Here is a 15,514-nt window from a genome sequence, read left to right as displayed (position 1 = left end):
GTGTCGGATTGCGGCGTCCCCGCAATCCGACACCGCCCCGCCATTCCACGGAATGCCCGCTTTTGACGTTGCCGTTGCTTGCAGCCTCGGCAGGTGCAGGGCGCAGCCCTGCCGATACCCTTAACCGGCCGGTGGGCAGTACGCCTTGATGGCGGCCTGCGCCAGCCCCTTCTGCGCGGTGTGCTGCTCCGGGGTCAACGGGGTATCGGCCTTGCCATCACCATCGGTGTCCTGCATCACCTGGCCACCGCCGTCCAGCAGGGCCAGGTTGGCCCGGGCCGTGCTGCACTGCTCGGGAACCGGCGCGGCCGGGGTCTCGGTGCTGGCCGCGGCCTGCGGGGTGCGGGCCTGCTCGCGGGTCTCGTACTTCTTGCCCGCCGGTGGGGTCTCCGAGTACTGGGTCACGCCATGGGCGTCCTTCCATTTGTAGACGGGACCGGCCACGGCGTTGGCACTGGCCAACAGCAGCAGGCATCCAAGGCAGGACAGGGCACGCATGGCAAACTCCACGGAATGGGCGTAGAACGCCGATTGCAGCATTGGCGCCGAGCACTGGCAAGTCGATTAAACTGGATTCCATGGACCCGATCACACCGCCGCCGCGCTCGCGCACGATTTACCTGCTGCCCAACCTGTTCACCACCGCCGGCCTGTTCGCCGGTTTCTACGCGATCATCGCCGCGGCCAACGGGGATTTCGTCAATGCCAGCATCGCCGTGTTCGTGGCGGCGGTGATGGATGGCCTGGACGGGCGCGTGGCGCGCCTGACCGGTACCAGCAGCGAATTCGGCGTGCAGTACGACTCGCTGGCCGACCTGGTCAGCTTCGGCATGGCCCCGGCGCTGGTGATGTACCACTGGTCGCTGTCGTGGCTGAAGTTCGATGATCCGCTGCTCGGCCGCGTCGGCTGGGCCGTGGCCTTCCTGTATGCGGCCTGCGCGGCACTGCGCCTGGCCCGCTTCAACACGCAGGTGGCGGTGGTCGACAAGCGCTGGTTCGTTGGCCTGGCCAGCCCGGCCGCAGCGGGCCTGATGATGTCCTTCGTCTGGGCGTTCGCCGACGGCAACCTGGGCTGGGATGGCAACCAGCTGCGCTACGTGGCGCTGGCAGTGACGATCATCGCTGCGCTGCTGATGGTCAGCCGTATCCGTTTCTGGAGCTTCAAGGGCGGCGCGGCCAAGGGCACCCGTTCGGATCGCGTGCCGTTCCTGGTGCTGGCGCTGGTGCCGGTCGCCATTGCCATCGCGGTGATCGACCTGCCGCGCGTGCTGTTCGCGGTCGGGATCCTGTACGCCCTGTCCGGCCCGGTGATGTGGGCCGTGCAGCGCCTGCGCAAGAAGCCCGAGGCCGCGTGAGCCAGGACCTGCCCGTGCTGTGGTCGCCGGCCCAGCAGGCCTGGCTGCAGGCCATGGGCTATACCGTCTATCACGACGGCCAGCTGGCCGCCGAGCTGGATGCCGCATTGCAGTTGAGCGTGGCCGAAGCCGAGGCCAGTGTTGCCCCGCCGGAACCGGAGCCGGTGCGGGCCGCTGTGCCGCCGCGCGACGCCCGCGCCGCGACGGCGACCGCAGTACGCGCGGAACGCCCGGCTCCGCCGCGCCGCGAAACGCCGGTCAGTGCCCCGGATACCGTGCCGGCGGCTGAGCGCCCGCTGCCCAGCGGCAACGCACGACAGCCGGTGGTACGCCTGCCCGATCGCCTGCAGATCGCGCTGCTGCGCGCGTCCGGCTGCAACCCGAACGACCCGGCGACGCAGGTGCTGATGGACAGCTGGCCGCTGGACCAGCTGCGCCGTGACCCGGCCGCCAAGCGTGCGCTGTGGCCGCAGCTGCGTGCCCTGCGCAAGCGGGGTGCGCGGTGAGCGCGGTGACCCGGCCCGGCCCGGTCAGCCTGCGTGCGCTGCGCGAGAGCGACCTCAATGCCGTGATGGCGATCGAGCTGCGGGGCTATCCTTTTCCCTGGACCCGCGGCATTTTCATCGACTGCCTGCGCGCCGGCTATCCCGGCCTGGCGATGGAGCGCGATGGCCTGCTGGTCGGCTATGGCGTGCTCAGCATCGCCGCGGATGAAGCGCACGTGCTCAACATCTGCATCGACCCGCTGGCACAGTCGCGCGGGCTGGGCCGCCAGCTGCTGCGCGCGATGGTGCAACTGGCCGCCGACCGTGGTGCCCAGCGCGTCTTCCTGGAGGTGCGTCCGTCCAACACGCCGGCGCTGGCGCTGTACCACAGCGAAGGCTTCAACGAGATCGGTCGCCGCCCGCGTTACTATCCGGCCGCACAGGGCCGCGAGGACGCGGTGGTGATGGCGATCGAGCTGGTCGACGGCGACCTGCAGGTGATGCCGCCGCTTTAACGCAGACGGGTTGCCGGCCAGCGGCCGGCACTACCGGTTGCCGCCAACCTTGGTTGGCAGCAATGCGCCGACCAAGGTCGGCTACTACCAAGGCGTGCAATGGCATATCCGGTAGGTGCCAACCTTGGTTGGCACGCTCTGCTCACGCCAGGCGCAACGCCAGCACGCCACCGACGATGAGCGACGCTGCCAGCCAGCGCGCGCGTGGTATCCGTTCGCGCAGCAGGAACACCGAGATCAGCAGCGCGAACAGGATCGAGGATTCGCGCAGCGCCGAGATCATCGCCACCGGCGCCTGGGTCATGGCCCACAACGCCATCGCATAGGAGGCGGTGGTGCCGACGCCACCGGCCAGTCCCAGCGGCCAATGCTGCCGCGCATAGTCCAGTACCGCGCCGCCGCGCGTGTACAACGCCCACAGCGGCAGCGGAATGCCCGACAGCAGGAACAACCACAGCGTGTAGCTGAGCGCGCTGCCGGACTGCCGTGCACCCTGCGCATCGACCAGCGTGTAGGTGGCGATCATCGCTGCGGTCAGCAGCGGCAGGCGCAGTTGGCCGCCACGCGCACCCACTGCCATGCACAGGATGCCGGTGCTCACCAGCACCACACCCAGCCACGCTGCAGCGGGCAATGGTTCACCGAGCAGGGTGCCCGCCAGTGCGACCAGGATCGGCGCGCTGCCACGCATCAGCGGGTAGGCCAGGCTCATGTCGACCTGCTGGTAACAGCGTGCGACCAGCCCGTAATAGGTCACCTGCAACAGCACCGATGCGCCCAGCCAGGGCCAGCTGTGCGCGGCGGGAAAAGGCAGGAAGGGCAGGGCGGCGGCCGACAGCAGCGCGGCGCTGCCGGTGACCAGCACGGTGCCGAGGAACTTGTCCGGCCCGCGCTTGACGATCGCATTCCAGCTGGCATGCAGTGCCGCAGCGGCGAGAACCAGCAGGAAGATCGAAAGAGGCATCCGGCGATGATGCCATGCGGCGGAAATGGAAACGCCGGGCATCGCCCGGCGTTTCCGATTCCGCTTGGGTGGGTGCCAACCTCTCCCGGCGTGGTAGGCGCCAACCTTGGTTGGCACGCACCAGAGCGCGGCGTTACAGCTTCGCGCGCTGTTCGCGCAGGCCGGCCAGCTGGGTGTTCCAGTCGGCCAGGCGCACGCGTTCCTGCTCGACCACGGCCGGCGGCACCTTGTCGGTGAACTTGGCCAGCTTGGTCTCGCTCTTCTCCTTTTCGGCTTCGACGCGAGCGATTTCCTTGTCCAGGCGCACGCGCTCGGCATCGAGATCGACCAGGCCTTCCAGCGGCACCAGCAGCTTCAGCTCGCCCACGATCGCGGCGGCCGCCGGCGGTGCGCTTTCGCCTTCGGCCAGCCACTGGATGCTGTCCAGCTTCAGCAGGAACGACAGCGAGGTGCTGAAGCGTTCGATGCGCACGCGGTCCTGCGCCAGGCCGGCCTGCAGGCGCAGCGGCACCTGCTTGGACGGTGCGACGTTCAGTTCGCTGCGCACGCGACGCACCGCGCTGATCACCGCCTTCAGCCATTCCACGTCGGCCTCGGCCTGGGCGAAATCACCGGCGAATTCGGCGGCGGTCGGGTACGGGCGCAGCGACAGCGTGGTTTCGGCCAGGCCCAGGCGCGGGGCCAGCTGCTGCCACAGCTGTTCGGTGATGAACGGCGTGAGCGGGTGCAGCAGGCGCAGCAGCGCTTCCAGCACGTACAGCAGGGTGTGGCGGGTGCTTTCGGCATCAGCCGCGTCGGCACCGTTCAAGGCCGGCTTGCTCAGCTCCAGGAACCAGTCGCAGAACGCGTTCCAGGCGAACTCGTACAGGCACTGCGCCAGCAGGTCGAAGCGATACGCGGCGAAATGGCCCTGAGCTTCGGCGGTGGTGGCGGCCAGGCGCGCGAGGATCCAGCGCTCGGCATCGGTGCGCGGCTTGGGCACGCCGGTGAACGCAGCGCCTTCGGTGTTCATCAGGGCGAAGCGGCTGGCGTTCCACAGCTTGTTGCAGAAGTTCTTGTAGCCCTCGGCGCGGTTCATGTCGAACTTGATGTCGCGGCCATGGGTGGCCAGCGCGGCGATGGTGAAGCGCAACGCATCGGCACCGTGGGCGGCGATGCCGTCCGGGAATTCCTTGCGGGTGGCCTTCTCGATCTTCTCGACCATCTTCGGCTGCATCAGGCCGCCGGTGCGCTTGGCGACCAGGTCGTCGATGGTGATGCCGTCAATGATGTCCAGCGGGTCGAGCACGTTGCCCTTGCTCTTGGACATCTTCTGGCCCTGGCCGTCGCGGATCAGGCCGGTGAAGTAGACGTCCTTGAACGGGATCTTCCCGACCAGGTTGTCGGTGGCCATGATCATGCGCGCCACCCAGAAGAAGATGATGTCGAAGCCGGTGATCAGCACCGACGATGGCAGGTAGCGGTCGAAGCCGCGCTCGGCCATGGCCTGCTCATTCGGCCAGCCCAGGGTGGAGAACGGCCACAGCTGCGAGGAGAACCAGGTCTCCAGCACGTCGCTTTCCTGGTTCAGCACCACGTCGCTGCCCAGGTTGTGCTTCGCGCGCACGTCCTCTTCGCTGCGACCGACGTAGCAGTTGCCGGTGGCGGCATCGAACCACGCCGGGATACGGTGGCCCCACCACAGCTGGCGGCTGATGCACCAGTCCTGGATGTTGTTCATCCAGTGGCGGTAGGTGTTGATCCAGTTCGGCGGCACGAAGGAAATGCTTCCGTCCTCGACCAGTTCCAGGCCACGCTTGGCCAGGTCGTCCATCTTCACGAACCACTGGTCGGTCAGGTACGGCTCGATCACCTGGCCGGTACGGTCGCCGCGCGGCACCTGCAGCTTGTGCGCCTTGGTCTCGACCAGGATGCCCAGGTCTTCCAGTTCGGCCAGCACGGCCTTGCGCGCTTCATAGCGGTCCAGGCCCTGGAAGCGTTCCGGCGCGTTTTCGTTCAGCGCCGCCACCGGGGTGAACAGGTTGATCATCGGCAGGCTGTGGCGCACGCCCACTTCGTAGTCGTTGAAATCATGCGCCGGGGTGACCTTGACCACGCCGGTGCCGAACGCGCGGTCCACGTAGTCGTCGGCGATCACCGGCACGCGGCGGCCAGTCAGCGGCAGCACCACGCTCTTGCCGATCAGGTGCGCATAGCGCTCGTCCTCCGGATGCACCATCACCGCGGTATCGCCCAGCAGCGTTTCCGGGCGGGTGGTGGCGACGACCAGGTAGTCGCGGGTTTCGCGCAGCGTTTCCACGCCGTCGGCATCGCGCTCGACGTGCTCGTAGCTCAGGCCTTCGTCCAGCGTGTAGGCGATCGACCACAGGAAGCCGTCTTCCTCGGCGCTCTCCACTTCCAGGTCGGAAATGGCGGTCTTCAGCACCGGGTCCCAGTTCACCAGGCGCTGGCCGCGGTAGATCAGGCCCTGCTCGTACCAGCGCACGAAGGCTTCATTGACTGCCGCCGACGGCTGCGGGTCCATGGTGAAGGTGCTGCGCGACCAGTCGGCGGAGGTGCCAAGGCGACGCATCTGGCGTTCGATGGTGTCGCCGGACTGCTGCTTCCACTCCCAGACCTTGCCGATGAAGCCCTCGCGGCCCAGCGAATCGCGGGTCTCGCCCTTGCCTTCCAGCGCCAGGTTGCGGCTGACCACCATTTCGGTGGCGATGCCGGCGTGGTCGGTACCGACCTGCCACAGCGTGTCGTAGCCGCGCATGCGGTGGTAGCGCACCAGCGCGTCCATCAGGGTCTGCTGGAAGGCGTGGCCCATGTGCAGGGTGCCGGTCACGTTCGGCGGCGGCAGCAGGATGGTGTACGGCTCGCCCGTGCCGGACGGCTTGAAGTGGCCGGCCTTCTCCCAGGCCTCGTAGAGGTCGGTCTCGAAGGACTTCGGGTCGTAGCTGGAGGCGAGTTGGGTCATGCGGGGGAACCAGGAGGTAATCGTTGAAGGATCAGGGCGCGGCGGCGGCCCATCAAGGGGGCCGGGGCGCGCTCACATGTCATGCTTGTTCAGGTCGTAACCGGCGGCCTTGTACTGGCGCCAGCGCTCGCGCAGCGGTTCGCGCGCTTCCGGATCGGCCGGCACCACTTCCAGCACGCGCTCGCACTGGCCCAGCCAGGGCTCGTCGCGCAGGTTGATCACCAGCGGACGCGCCGGTGCCTCGGTGCCGGGTACCGCGATCAGTACCAGGGCCTCTTCCTCGTCCATGTCTTCGCCGGCGATCTGGTGCGGGATGTAGGCGTCGTTGTCGAAGGCCCACAGCAGCTCGTCCAGCTCCTCGGCCTGGGCCTGGTCACGGGCCAGCACCAGGGTGAACAACCCGGCGTCGTTGGCCTTGCGCGCCAGCTCACAGACCAGGCGAAGCGGCTCGGTCAGGAAGCGGGGCTTGGCGATCAGGTAGAAGTCGGCGCGGGGCATGGCAGGGTCCGGGTCAGGCAGGGGCCCGGCAGTGCCGGGCGAGGCCCCGGCCGGCGTCTGCCGGCCAGGGGCGGGTACGGCATCAGGCGCGGGCGGCCTGGTCCAGCAGCCACTGGCTCAGCAGGCCGACCGGGCGGCCGGTGGCCATGCCACGCTTGCCTTCATCGCTGGCCACGCCGGCGATGTCCAGATGGGCCCAGCGCTGGCCTTCGGTGAAGCGCGACAGGAAGCAGCCCGCGGTGATCGCGCCGGCCCAGCGGCCGCCGATGTTGTAGACGTCGGCGAAGGTCGAATCCAGCATCGGCTGGTACTCGTCCCACAGCGGCAGGCGCCAGGCGCGGTCGAACACATGCTCGCCGGCGGCCAGCAGTTCATTGGCCAGGTCGTCGTGCTTGCTCATCAGGCCGGCGGTCTGGTGGCCGAGGGCGACCATGCAGGCACCGGTCAGGGTGGCGACGTCGACCAGCGCGGCCGGCTCGAAGCGCTGTGCGTAGGTCAGCGCGTCGCACAGGATCAGGCGGCCTTCGGCGTCGGTGTTGCCGACTTCGATGGTCTTGCCCGACATCGAGGTGATCACGTCGGACGGACGGTAGGCATTGCCATCGATGGCGTTCTCCACCGCCGGGACCACCACGACGAGGTTCAGCGGCAGCTTGGCCTTGACCGCAGCGACGAAGGTGCCGATGACGTTGGCGCCACCGCACATGTCGTACTTCATTTCCTCGATGCCGCCCTGGGTCTTCAGGTTGACGCCACCGGTATCGAAGGTGATGCCCTTGCCGACCAGCACATAGGGCTTGGCGTCGCCTGCACCGGTCCACTTCAGCACGACCAGGCGCGGGCGGTTGGCCGAGCCACGGGCCACGGCCAGCAGTGAGCCCATGCCCAGCGCTTCCATCTGGTGCTCGTCGAGGATCTCGGCTTCGGCACCCTCGTGCTCGCCGGCGAACTTCACGCCCACGTCGGCCAGATAGGCCGGGGTGCAGTAGTTCGGCGGCAAGTTGCCCAGCTCACGGGCGAACTCGACGCCGGCGGCAATGGCCTGGCCCTGAGCCAGCGCCTGCGCGTCGTCACCGGCGATGGCCAGCTGGGTCAGACCGGCGTCGTCGGCCTTCTTCTTGCCCAGGGTGGCGGTATAGCGGTAGGCGGCGTGATCGGCGGCGATCACCGCCTGACGGATCGCCCAGGCCGCGTCGCGGTCCTTCACCGCCACTTCGGACAGGGTGAACAGTGCGCTGCGGGCAGCACCGGCCTTCAGCGCGCGCACGGCGTCGCCCACGGCCTTCAGGTACTGCGGCACGCCGAAACGGGCGGCTTCACCGAGGCCGACCACCAGCACGCGCGGGGCGGTCACGCCCGGCAGGTCGTGCAGCAGGGTGGTTGCGCCGGTCTTGCCGGACAGGTCGCCACGCTCGGCCAGCGCCGCCAGGCGGCCACCGCTGGCGGCATCCAGGGCCTGCGCGGCCGGGGTCAGGGTATGGTCGGCATACGCGCCGACCACCAGGCAATCAACGGTGGCAGCGGCCGGAGCAACGTGGTTCAGGGTGAATTCGAGGGCCATTGAGCAGATTCCATTGGCGAGTCCGTACAATCGCAGGCCGTTTACGCCCAGACAGTAGACTGGGCGGCACCGCGAACGAACCCCAGAGTTTAAACCACCGCCCCATGCTGAAGCTCGACCGATACCTGCTGGGCGATTTCGTCCAGAGTTTCCTGGCTACCCTGATCGTCCTGCTGGTGGTCAGCGTGGGCGGCGTGCTGGTGGACATCCTCGGCAACATCGCCGACGGACGCCTGCCGGCCAAGCTGCTGTTCTCCCAGCTGGGCCTGCAGTTCATCGCCTACCTGCCGCTGATCCTGCCGCTGGCATTGATGCTGGGCCTGCTGCTGGCCGTGGCGCGGCTGTACCGCGACTCGGAAATGGCGGTCATCACCGCCATTGGTGTCGGCCCCAAGCGACTGCTGCGACCGCTGCTGATGCTGGTGGTGCCGGTGGTGCTGCTGGTCGGCGCCTGCTCGCTGTGGCTGGGCCCGTGGGCAGGCCGGGTGGCCGAGCAGATGATCATCGAGGCCAACCGCAGCGTGCTGATGGCCGGCCTGGAGCCGGGCCGGTTCACGCCGCTGCCCAATGGCGGCGTGGTCTACCTGTCCTCGATCTCGCCTGACGGCACCGAGCTGGGCAAGGTGTTCATGCAGCGGCAGAAGGACGATCGCCTGGAAGTGGTGTCGGCCAACAGTGGCCGCATGTACTTCGAGGGCACCCGCCAGCGTTTCCTGGAGCTGGATGATGGCCACCAGGTGGAAGGCCCGGTGGCCGCTGGGCTGGATTACCGGCTGGCGACCTTCGCCCGCAACGACGTGGCCCTGCCCGATGGCGCACAGACCCGCACCGAGGACGACCCGGAACTGATGCCGACCCTGCAGTTGGTCGGTGATGCACGGCCGCAGGCGCAGGCGCAGCTGCATCGCCGGCTGGCACCGCCGCTGATCGCGCTGGCGTTCGCCCTGCTGACCGTGCCGCTGGGCCGCAGCTCGCCGCGCCAGCAGCGCTATGGACGCATGATGCTGGCCCTGCTGGCCTACATGGTGGGCACCAACCTGATGTTCATCGGCAGCGGCTGGATTGCCAACGGCAAGATTCCGCCCGCGCTCGGCCTGTGGTGGTTGACCCTGCCGCTGCTGGCGCTGGCGATCTGGATGTATGTACGTGATGGCCGCCTGGCCCGCCCGAAGGGAGCCCGCGCATGAGGCTGCGCCCGATGCGTTTCGACCTGTACCTGGGCCGGTCGGTGTTCACCACCGTGCTGCTGACCTGGGCGGTGCTGGTGGGCCTGGACGTGGTGATGGCCTTCTCCGGCGAGTTCAAGGACATCGGCAAGAACGGCTACACCCTGGGCCATGCCGCCGCGTGGGTGCTGTACACCGTGCCGCGCCGCGCCTACACGATGTTCCCGACGGCCGCGGTGATCGGCGCACTGATGGGCCTGGGCCAGCTGGCCGCGACCTCGGAGCTGACCGCACTGCGTGCACTGGGCCTGTCGCGCAAGCGCCTGAGCGTGTCGGTGGCGATTGCGCTGTCGCTGCTGACCGCGGTGATGGTGCTCAGCGCCGAGACGCTGGGCCCCTGGGGCCAGGACCGTGCCGATGCGCTGAAATCCAGCGCCAAATGGGGGCGGGATATTGCCACTACCCGTTACTCGGGGCTGTGGGCACGCGAAGGCGACACCTTCCTCAATGCGCAGAGCGGCGAGGAGCAGCTGGTGGGCGACAAGGGCACGCGGCTGATCCTGCGTGATGTGCGCCTGTACCGGGTCGCCGAAGACGGCAAGATCGCCTCGTTGACCCATGCCGCCACCGCCGAGCACGACAAGGACGGCTGGGTGTTGACCGGCGTGCGCCGCGACACCTTTGGCGAGCGCTCGGCAACCCGTCAGGAAGTGGCACGTGAGCCCTGGAACTCGAAGTTGGACCCGGCCGCGCTGGCGACCGGTATCGCCAAGCCGCGCAACCTCAGCGTGTCCGAGCTGAGCACCAGCATTGCCTACCGCGAACGCAACGGGCTGGACGCGCGCGATTTCGAGGATGTGTACTGGAGCCGCTGGTTCTATCCGGTGAACGTGCTGGCCCTGTGCCTGGCGGCGGTGCCGTTCGCGTTCGGATCGCTGCGCAGCGGCGGCATGGGCAAGCGCTTGTTCCTGGGCATCCTGTTCGCATTGGGCTTCTGGCTGCTGCAGCTGTTCTTCGGCCGCATGGCCGGCGCGCTGAAGTTCGATTACCGCATTGCCTACGCGTTGCCGCCGATCGTGATGCTGGCGGTATCCGGACTTCTGTTCCGGCGCAAGTCGGGCTGATTCTGATTGTTGTAGAGCCGAGCCTGTGCTCGGCTGTCACGTACAGTGCGGAAAGCAGCCGAGCACGGGCTCGGCGCTACAGACAGCGCCTTACCGTTTCGGCATCCGCACCAGGCGGGTACCGCTGGCGCGGTCGTGCCAGGTCAGGCGTTGGCGGTCGACCCACGCCCACCAGAATCCCAGTCCGCCCAGCAGCAGGGACAGCGTGCCCACCGCAAAGCGCAGCCACAACTGGCCGCGCCGCAACGGCGTGCCATCGATTGATCGCACTGTCAGCCGCCACGGGCGCATGCCCAGGGTCTGTCCACCGCGGCGCCAGCTGGCCGTCGCGTACCAGCCCGTGATCGCCCAGCACACCGCCCAAAGCAGCCACTGCCAGGCACTGAACGGCGCGATGTTCTCGCGTTGCGCGTGGCCGCTGAAGGTGTAGGCGAGGGTGAACAGCGTGCCGGCCAGCATCCACAGCGCCAGCACCGGCAGTGCGTCGTAGACCATCGCCAGCACGCGCCAGGCCAACAAGGCACGTGGGCGGGGCATTTCGGTAGCGGCCGCAGGGGCCGTGTCGGTGGCAGGGCGGGACATGCGCCGAGCATACGCAAAGCTGGCCGTGCCCGCAGTGGCCCTCGTATCCTGCACGCATGGCCCTTGTCTCCACCCCCGCAGAACGCCGCCAGCTGGTCCAGCAACTGCCCGAGCTTCGCGCCGACGACGGCGTGCGCATCCAGCGCTTCCTCGATGCGATCTGGGCCGAGAACGGCCTGGCCCGTGCCACCCTCGACAGTTACCGGCGTGACCTGGAAGGGCTGGCGCGCTGGATGGATGGGCGCGACGGTGGCCTGGCCGGCATCGAGCGTCCTGGGCTGTTCGATTATCTGGCCTGGCGCACCCGGCATGGCTGGTCACCGCGCAGCAACGCGCGCCTGCTGTCGGCGTTGCGGGCGTTCTTCGCCGATGGCGTGCGCCGCGGCGAACGCAGCGAGGATCCCAGCGCGCTGCTGGACCCGCCGAAGTTGCCACGGCTGCTGCCCAAGGCGCTGGCCGAGAGCCAGATCGATGCGCTGCTGGCGGCCCCGGACGTCGACAGCCCATTGGGCCTGCGCGATCGCGCCATGCTGGAACTGATGTATGCCGCGGGCCTGCGCGTGAGTGAACTGGTGCTGCTGCCCGCGACGGCGGTCAACCTGCGCCAGGGCGTGCTGCGGGTCACCGGCAAGGGCAGCAAGGAACGGCTGGTGCCGCTGGGAGAGGAATCCCAGCACTGGCTGGAGCGTTACCTGCAGCAGTCGCGCCCGCAGCTGGTCGGCAAGGGCAAGGTGCATGCCCTGGCGGATGGGCAGGCCCCGTTGTTCATTGAACCGACGCTGCATGCGCTGACCCGGCAGGCGTTCTGGCATCTGGTCAAGCGCCACGCACAGGTGGCCGGCATCGACCCGGCGCGGATCAGCCCGCATGGGCTGCGGCACAGCTTCGCCACCCATCTGCTCAACCGCGGTGCCGACCTGCGCGCGCTGCAGATGCTGCTCGGCCACAGTTCATTGTCGACCACCCAGATCTACACCCTGGTAGCGCGCGAGCACCTGCAGAAGCTGCACGCCCGCCACCATCCGCGTGGCTGAGTGCCGGGCTGAATCGCTGCCCGGGGCGCTGCCGGGCGTCGCTGCCCGGTACCGGCGGCTGTGTCAGAATCCGGGGTCTTCTTCTGTCGCGGACCGCTCCATGCTCCGATTTGCCATCGCCGCCGTGTTCGGTGCGCTCAGCCTGACCGCCTGCGCCCAGCCGGCTCCGCCGGCCGCCAAGGCACCCGCCGCCGCTGCGGCCAAGGCCAATCCGGCCGCGAATGCGCCGGCCGACCAGGCGGTACGCGCCGCATTGACCGCGTTGAACCCCGGTTTCCAGGTGGACTACATTGGCGCCGCGCCGTTCCCCGGCTTCCGCGAGGTCGTCGTTTCAGGCCAGCTTCTGTATGTGTCCGATGACGGCCGCTACCTGTTCCAGTCTCAGCCCTACGACACCCGCGCCAAGGGCCCGGCCAACAGCGAAGGCCTGCTCGGCTATCGCCGCGGCCTGCTGGCCAAGGCCAATCACGGCGATCGCATCGTGTTCGCCGCGCCGAACGCCAAGTACACCATCAGCGTGTTCACCGACATCGAGTGTGGTTACTGCCGCAAGCTGCACCAGGACATCGCCGAGCTCAACCGCAACGGCATCACCGTCGAGTACCTGGCGTTCCCGCGCATGGGCCTGGGCAGCAAGGACTACACCGACATGATTTCGGTCTGGTGTGCAGCGGATCGTCGCCAGGCGCTGACCAACGCCAAGCGCGGCGGCAACGTTCCCGCCAGGAACTGCACCAATCCGGTGGCGATGCAGTACGCGCTGGGCCAGCAGCTGGGCGTGAATGGTACGCCGGCGATCTTCGCGCCGGACGGCACCCAGCTGGGGGGCTACCTGCCGCCGGCACAGCTGCGTGCGGCGTTGGAGAAGCTGTCGGCCAAGCGCTGACGCAGAATTGTGGAGTCGAGCCATGCTCGACTGCGGAAACATCAGCCGAGCATGGGCTCGGCTCCACAGATCAGAGGCCGGGGGCGCAAAATGCGCCCCCGGCTTTTCCCTTATTTCAGGCCATCACTGACTGCCTTGGTCAGCGTGCCCTGCGCATCGTCACCGCTGAACTCCCAGACGAACGCGCCGCCCAGGCCCTGGGTCTTCACGTAACCCATCTTGCGGGTGATGTTGGCCGGGGTGTCGAAGCTCCACAGCGTGCTGCCGTTGTAGATCCAGGTGGCACCGGCGGTGTTGTCGGTGTAGCCCGGCCACGCCAGGTTCTTCAGCACCTTCCAGTCCTCGATGCCGGCTTCATACGTGCCCGGGGCGGCACCGCTGGCGGTCTGGTACAGGCCGTTGTTGGCATTGGCCACGCCGGTCCAGCCACGCCCGTAGTAGCCGATGCCCAGGTTGAGCTTGGCGGCGGGCACGCCACGGCTGATGAAGGCCTCGATGGCGTCGTTGCTGTTGTACAGCTTCTGGTCGCCGGTGGACGGATCATTCGGCGAATCGAACAGCGCCGACTGGTGATTGGTCTTCGCATCCCACGCGCCGTGGAAGTCGTAGGTCATCACGTTGATGTAGTCCAGGTACGGGTGGTACGCCGCCGGATCTGTGACGCGGATCTTGTCGATGCCGGCACCCACCGCCACCGTCAGCAACAGGCCCGGACGCACCGCATCGAGCTGGCGGCGGAACTCGGCCATCAGCGCGGTGAAGTTGGCGTTGTCTTCCGGCTTGCCGCATTCGATGCCGCAGGCCACCGGGTATTCCCAGTCGATGTCGATGCCGTCGAACACGCCCAGCGCCGCACCGGCGCCGCCGGCACCGTCGGTCACCGGCAGGTTGCCCTTGATGTAGGCGTCGATGCACGAGGCAACGAAGGCCTGGCGGTTTTCCGGGCGCGCCGCGCTGGAGAAGCCGCGCGACCAGGTCCAGCCACCCAGCGAGATCAGTACCTTCAGGTTCGGGTACTTGGCCTTGAGCTGCTTGAGCTGGTTCCAGTTGCCGCGCAGCGGCTGGTCCCAGGTATCGGCGCTGCCGCTGACACTCTCGGCGGCACTGAAGGCCTTGGTGTAGTCGGCGAAGGCATCGCCACCGGCACCGCTGTTCGGATCCGACGGCTGGGTGATGCCGACTTCGCAGCGGTTGTTGCGCACGTTGCCGAACGCGTAGTTGATGTGGGTCAGGCGCGCCGCCGAACCGCTGCTGTCGATGTTCTTGACCCGGTAGTTGCGGCCGTAGATGCCCCACTGCGTGAAGTAACCGATGACCCGCTTGCCGGTGGTGCCACCGTCACCGGCCAGCGTGGTGGCGCTGATCTCGGTGCCCTGCGCCGACGCGTTGCCGGCGTTGTCGCGCGCCCGCACGCGGTAACGGTAGGTGGTCGATGCGGTCAGCCCCCCATCCACATAGCTGGCACTGGACGGCGAACCGACCAGGCTTCCGTTACGGTACACGTCATAGCCGGCCAGGCCACTGCCACCGGTGTTGTCGGTGGATGGGCTCCAGCTGAGCGCGATGCTGTTGGCAGTGCGCGTTCCGGCCGCCAGCCCGCCGGGCACGCTCGGCGCGGTGGTGTCGCCGCTGGCGGCGTTGACGGTGATGGTGACCGTCGCCGTGCTGGCGGTGGCATTGTTGTTGTCAGTGGCCACCGCGCGCAGGGTATGGCTGCCGGCGCTGGCGTTGGTCCAGCTGGCTGCATACGGCGCACTGGTGGCCACGCCGAGCGTGCTGCCGTCGCGGAAGAATTCGACCTTGGCGACGCTGCCGTCCGGATCGCTGGCGGTGGCGGTCACGTTGACCGTGCTGCCGGCGCTGAAGGTGGCGCCGTTGGCCGGCGAGGTCAGGCTGACCACCGGCGGCTGGTTGGTGCCGCTGCCATCGCAGGCACCGAGGTTGGTGTAGTAGGGCGCACCGGCCGGATGGTCCGGTGGCGCGTTCCAGATGTCCTGGTTCGCCCGATAGAGGACGCCTCCTTTCTGCAGGGTATCGCCGGCCCGGTAGATCTTGGCCTGGTCCCACTGGGCCACGCCGGCACAGCTGGCAGCCTGCGCCAGGCCGGGCAGGGCGGCGCTGCCGGCGGCCAGGGCAAGCAGCCAGGCCAGATGGCGGGGACGACAGCTTCGGGTCGAACGTTCGGCACTGCGCACAATCGGGTCGTACATGGGTGAGTCTCCGATCAAAGGGCGCGCGGGCCCCGATGGCGCCGCGCGTGACGCAGGTCCGGGCATCGCCCGGGAAGGCGACGGAGGGGCCGGACGGAGGCACCTGGGAGGCCGGGGAGAGAGTCCGGCACCAGGTGGGGACAACGTTGTCATCAATCGCGTGGTCAATCCG

General features: G+C 68.2%; 14 protein-coding genes. 7 read left to right on the top strand and 7 right to left on the bottom strand.

Translation table 11 applies throughout. From position 1 onward, the window contains the following. Positions 1-120: 120 nt before the first annotated feature. Complete coding sequence (locus ACM0PB_RS19705; RefSeq protein WP_065196267.1) at positions 121-498, bottom strand: DUF4124 domain-containing protein; 378 nt, start codon at positions 496-498, stop codon at positions 121-123. Positions 499-578: 80 nt separating this feature from the next. Here ACM0PB_RS19705 and pssA point away from each other — a divergent pair, with 80 nt between their 5' ends. Genes pssA through rimI form a run of 3 tightly spaced genes read left to right on the top strand, consistent with a single transcriptional unit; the run spans position 579 to position 2,355 of the window. Continuing rightward, entirely contained in the window at positions 579-1,355 is a 777-nt protein-coding gene (pssA, locus tag ACM0PB_RS19700) for a CDP-diacylglycerol--serine O-phosphatidyltransferase (RefSeq protein WP_005415206.1), read from the top strand. Continuing rightward, entirely contained in the window at positions 1,352-1,861 is a 510-nt protein-coding gene (locus ACM0PB_RS19695; protein WP_005415207.1) for a hypothetical protein, read from the top strand. Before pssA ends, ACM0PB_RS19695 begins: the two co-directional genes overlap by 4 nt. Beyond that, positions 1,858-2,355, top strand: a complete 498-nt coding sequence (rimI, locus tag ACM0PB_RS19690) for a ribosomal protein S18-alanine N-acetyltransferase (protein ID WP_005415208.1) — start codon at positions 1,858-1,860, stop codon at positions 2,353-2,355. Before ACM0PB_RS19695 ends, rimI begins: the two co-directional genes overlap by 4 nt. A 142-nt stretch (positions 2,356-2,497) precedes the next feature. On the opposite strand, the gene ACM0PB_RS19685 is transcribed toward rimI, so the two are convergent. The 4 genes from ACM0PB_RS19685 to ACM0PB_RS19670 all read right to left on the bottom strand — a co-directional run bounded on the left by ACM0PB_RS19685 (position 2,498) and on the right by ACM0PB_RS19670 (position 8,340). Continuing rightward, on the bottom strand, positions 2,498-3,319 hold the full coding sequence (locus ACM0PB_RS19685; protein ID WP_005415209.1) for an EamA family transporter: 822 nt from the start codon (positions 3,317-3,319) through the stop codon (positions 2,498-2,500). Positions 3,320-3,452: 133 nt separating this feature from the next. Beyond that, a complete protein-coding gene (locus ACM0PB_RS19680) occupies positions 3,453-6,281 on the bottom strand; it encodes a valine--tRNA ligase (protein WP_164230470.1) in 2,829 nt (942 codons plus the stop codon). Positions 6,282-6,353: 72 nt separating this feature from the next. Beyond that, the gene (locus ACM0PB_RS19675) at positions 6,354-6,779 is read right to left on the bottom strand and encodes a DNA polymerase III subunit chi (RefSeq protein WP_005415211.1); all 426 of its coding nucleotides are present in this window, start codon (positions 6,777-6,779) and stop codon (positions 6,354-6,356) included. Between the two features lie 82 nt (positions 6,780-6,861). Further along, complete coding sequence (locus tag ACM0PB_RS19670) at positions 6,862-8,340, bottom strand: leucyl aminopeptidase (RefSeq protein ID WP_065179143.1); 1,479 nt, start codon at positions 8,338-8,340, stop codon at positions 6,862-6,864. A 104-nt stretch (positions 8,341-8,444) separates the two neighbouring features. On the opposite strand from ACM0PB_RS19670, the gene lptF reads away from it, so the two are divergent. Further along, a complete protein-coding gene (gene lptF / locus ACM0PB_RS19665; RefSeq protein WP_069139463.1) occupies positions 8,445-9,527 on the top strand; it encodes an LPS export ABC transporter permease LptF in 1,083 nt (360 codons plus the stop codon). Next, positions 9,524-10,630 (top strand): LPS export ABC transporter permease LptG, encoded by a 1,107-nt coding sequence (gene lptG, locus ACM0PB_RS19660; protein WP_049414332.1) that lies wholly within the window; start codon positions 9,524-9,526, stop codon positions 10,628-10,630. Before lptF ends, lptG begins: the two co-directional genes overlap by 4 nt. A 90-nt stretch (positions 10,631-10,720) precedes the next feature. Here the strand turns inward: lptG and ACM0PB_RS19655 are convergent, their stop codons facing one another. After that, positions 10,721-11,212, bottom strand: coding sequence for an RDD family protein (locus ACM0PB_RS19655; protein ID WP_065179146.1), 492 nt, complete (start codon positions 11,210-11,212; stop codon positions 10,721-10,723). A 56-nt stretch (positions 11,213-11,268) separates the two neighbouring features. Between ACM0PB_RS19655 and xerD the strand changes: the two genes are divergently transcribed. Together xerD and ACM0PB_RS19645 are read left to right on the top strand one after the other, a co-directional pair. Beyond that, on the top strand, positions 11,269-12,246 hold the full coding sequence (gene xerD / locus ACM0PB_RS19650; RefSeq protein WP_005415216.1) for a site-specific tyrosine recombinase XerD: 978 nt from the start codon (positions 11,269-11,271) through the stop codon (positions 12,244-12,246). A gap of 100 nt (positions 12,247-12,346) precedes the next feature. Next, on the top strand, positions 12,347-13,132 hold the full coding sequence (locus ACM0PB_RS19645; protein ID WP_053500398.1) for a thioredoxin fold domain-containing protein: 786 nt from the start codon (positions 12,347-12,349) through the stop codon (positions 13,130-13,132). 110 nt (positions 13,133-13,242) lie between these two features. Here the strand turns inward: ACM0PB_RS19645 and ACM0PB_RS19640 are convergent, their stop codons facing one another. Continuing rightward, positions 13,243-15,342 carry a glycosyl hydrolase family 18 protein gene (locus tag ACM0PB_RS19640; RefSeq protein WP_164230468.1) on the bottom strand — a complete coding sequence of 700 codons (2,100 nt, stop codon included), beginning with the start codon at positions 15,340-15,342 and terminating at the stop codon, positions 13,243-13,245. Positions 15,343-15,514 lie beyond the last annotated feature (172 nt).

It is taken from the genome of Stenotrophomonas sp. AR029 (assembly GCF_047520695.2).
Classification (GTDB): Bacteria; Pseudomonadota; Gammaproteobacteria; order Xanthomonadales; family Xanthomonadaceae; genus Stenotrophomonas; species Stenotrophomonas sepilia.
This window is presented reverse-complemented; position numbering and strand designations above follow the sequence as displayed.

Coding starts and splice junctions, on each gene's coding strand:
- lptF (WP_069139463.1), top strand. CDS start 8,445: ATGCTGAAGCTCGACCGATACCTGCTGGGCGATTTCGTCCAGAGTTTC.
- ACM0PB_RS19685 (WP_005415209.1), bottom strand. CDS start 3,319: ATGCCTCTTTCGATCTTCCTGCTGGTTCTCGCCGCTGCGGCACTGCAT.
- ACM0PB_RS19645 (WP_053500398.1), top strand. CDS start 12,347: ATGCTCCGATTTGCCATCGCCGCCGTGTTCGGTGCGCTCAGCCTGACC.
- ACM0PB_RS19670 (WP_065179143.1), bottom strand. CDS start 8,340: ATGGCCCTCGAATTCACCCTGAACCACGTTGCTCCGGCCGCTGCCACC.
- lptG (WP_049414332.1), top strand. CDS start 9,524: ATGAGGCTGCGCCCGATGCGTTTCGACCTGTACCTGGGCCGGTCGGTG.
- ACM0PB_RS19640 (WP_164230468.1), bottom strand. CDS start 15,342: ATGTACGACCCGATTGTGCGCAGTGCCGAACGTTCGACCCGAAGCTGT.
- pssA (WP_005415206.1), top strand. CDS start 579: ATGGACCCGATCACACCGCCGCCGCGCTCGCGCACGATTTACCTGCTG.
- ACM0PB_RS19655 (WP_065179146.1), bottom strand. CDS start 11,212: ATGTCCCGCCCTGCCACCGACACGGCCCCTGCGGCCGCTACCGAAATG.
- ACM0PB_RS19705 (WP_065196267.1), bottom strand. CDS start 498: ATGCGTGCCCTGTCCTGCCTTGGATGCCTGCTGCTGTTGGCCAGTGCC.
- ACM0PB_RS19680 (WP_164230470.1), bottom strand. CDS start 6,281: ATGACCCAACTCGCCTCCAGCTACGACCCGAAGTCCTTCGAGACCGAC.
- xerD (WP_005415216.1), top strand. CDS start 11,269: ATGGCCCTTGTCTCCACCCCCGCAGAACGCCGCCAGCTGGTCCAGCAA.
- ACM0PB_RS19675 (WP_005415211.1), bottom strand. CDS start 6,779: ATGCCCCGCGCCGACTTCTACCTGATCGCCAAGCCCCGCTTCCTGACC.